A 2,208-nucleotide genomic window follows, 5' to 3' on the forward strand; every position below is an offset into this window, starting at 1 on the left:
GGTCGGTCGCCTCGCGGATCGACAGCACGCCGGGTGCGATCGCCACCGCCGAGGATCCCGCCAATGGCCTATCGCCAAGTTCGGCAGCGCGAAAGCGGCTCGCCGCATCGGCGAAGCGGGCAATCTCGGCCGGATCGTCGAAGCGATCGAAGGTTCGCCCCGGATCGCCGCGCAGCACGACGGTGTTCGCTGTGTCGAGCGCAAGCAGGCCGCCGGTGAAGCGGTGCGGGGTCCAGGATACCGTCATGGCGAAAATCTAACCTATAAATCGTATTTGACAAGTTAGATTCAGCGATGCACCCTCACTCTGGGCTGCGATGATCTTCGCAGCCTTTTGAGCCTGTCGTTGGCCAGGACCGCTTCGCACTTTTGGGCGGCATGCTTCGAGGTTTTGCATGCTCTATTTCTTCCAGCAGGTGTTGAACGGGCTGCATTCGGGCGCGCTTTATGCGCTGCTCGCCTTTGGCTATGTGCTGACCAACGGCATCCTGCACCGCACCAATCTCGCCTATGGCGCGTTGTTCGCCTTTTGCGGCCAGACGATGATCCTGACCGCCGCCTTCGGCTATCAGATGCTGTGGCTGACGCTGCTGGCGGCGGTGGCGCTCGGCGTCGTCGCTGCGTTCTTCTATGCCGCGCTGATCAGCCACGTGCTGTCGCGCAGTGTCTTCGAACCTTTGGCCGACCGCACACCCAATGCAATCGTGGTGACGACGCTCGGCATCCTGCTGCTGCTGTCCGAAGCGAGCCGCATCGCCGCCGACACGCACGATCTGTGGCTGCCGCCGATGCTGGCGCAGCCTATCGTTTTCGCGCAGGGCGCCACCTTCAGGGCAACGCTGACGCTCATCCAGCTCATCGACTGCGCCGTGGTGGTGGCGGCAATCGCGCTGGCCAGCTGGGCATTTGCCCGATCGAGCTTCGGACGGCGCTGGCGCGCCGTCTCCGACGACCCCAGGGCAGCCGCTATGTGCGGCGTCGACGTGCGCGCGGTGTTCCGGCACGCGGTCCTGTTCGGCGGCTTCTGCGCCGCGCTGGCCGGTGTGATGGCCGGGCTCTATTACGGCAATGTCAGCTTCGGCTCGGGCCTCGTCTACGGCCTGAAAATCCTGTTCGTGACGGCGGTCGGCGGATATCTCTCGCCGTCGCGCGCGGCACTCGGCGCGGCCGCCTTCGGCATGGCCGAATCGCTGTGGGCCGGCTATTTCCCGGTCGAATGGCGCGATGCGTGGATGTATCTGTTCCTGGTCACGACGCTGATCCTGATCGGCGCCGGCCGCGACACCGGCAAAATCGCCTGAAACGTCAGACTTTGGTTGCATGACGCCAGGGCAGATCGCCGGTATTGGGCACTGTCTGCCATGCGATGATATTTGCTCCCTCTATCCTTGTTGACCCGTCAGTCCACGCGCGGCATACCGTTGGACCACGCGGCGTGACGGACAAAAGGGGGAAGCCGGCACGCCTCCGGTACAAGGGAGGAATGCATGGCAGGGCTTCTTGCTCTATCCAGGACAATTGATCGCGCCAACGAATTCATCGGCAAGTGGATATCGTGGCTGATCCTGCTGGCGATCCTGGTGAGCGCCGCCAACGCCATTATCCGCAAGGTGTTCGACATATCCTCGAACGCCTGGCTCGAGCTGCAATGGTATCTGTTCGGCGCCGCCTTCATGCTGGCCGCCGCCTATACGCTGAAGCAGAACGAGCATATCCGCATCGACGTCGTCTACGGCCTGTTTTCACGCCGCGTGCAGCACTGGATCGACCTACTCGGGCATCTCTTCTTCCTGATGCCGTTCGTGACGTTGATGGTGATCTATTTCGTGCCCTATGTGTCGCTGTCGTTTCGCAGCGGCGAGATGTCCAACAATTCCGGCGGTCTGATCATCTGGCCGGCCAAGGCCATCCTGCTCGTCGGTTTTTTCCTGCTCGCGCTGCAGGGCATCTCCGAGATCATCAAGAAGATCGCCATCATGCGCGGCGACATGGACGATCCCAATCCGTTCATTTCCGTGCATGAGCAGGCCGAACTCGAAGCCAAGGCGCTGGCCGACGAGGTGCGCTCGTGATGGAGTTCATCGCGCAGAACATGGCGCCGATCATGTTCGCCTCGCTGATCATCTTCCTGCTGATCGGCTACCCCGTCGCTTTTTCCTTGGCCGCCAACGGCTTGATGTTCTTCTTCATCGGCGTGCTGCTGTCGCC

2 protein-coding genes and 1 pseudogene are annotated in these 2,208 nt (G+C 62.2%); 2 read left to right on the plus strand and 1 reads right to left on the minus strand.

Features of this window, described 5'->3' with window-relative positions:
* A pseudogene (locus tag EN906_RS31615) lies at positions 1–247 on the minus strand (hypothetical protein); the annotation flags it as partial.
* A 148-nt stretch (positions 248–395) separates the two neighbouring features.
* Here EN906_RS31615 and EN906_RS31620 point away from each other — a divergent pair.
* Both EN906_RS31620 and EN906_RS31625 read left to right on the plus strand, forming a co-directional pair.
* On the plus strand, positions 396–1,301 hold the full coding sequence (locus tag EN906_RS31620) for a branched-chain amino acid ABC transporter permease (RefSeq protein WP_127266511.1): 906 nt from the start codon (positions 396–398) through the stop codon (positions 1,299–1,301).
* A gap of 186 nt (positions 1,302–1,487) precedes the next feature.
* Entirely contained in the window at positions 1,488–2,072 is a 585-nt protein-coding gene (locus EN906_RS31625; RefSeq protein ID WP_127266510.1) for a TRAP transporter small permease subunit, read from the plus strand.
* Positions 2,073–2,208 lie beyond the last annotated feature (136 nt).

The organism is Mesorhizobium sp. M7A.F.Ca.CA.004.06.1.1, from assembly GCF_003999135.1.
GTDB lineage: Bacteria > Pseudomonadota > Alphaproteobacteria > Rhizobiales > Rhizobiaceae > Mesorhizobium.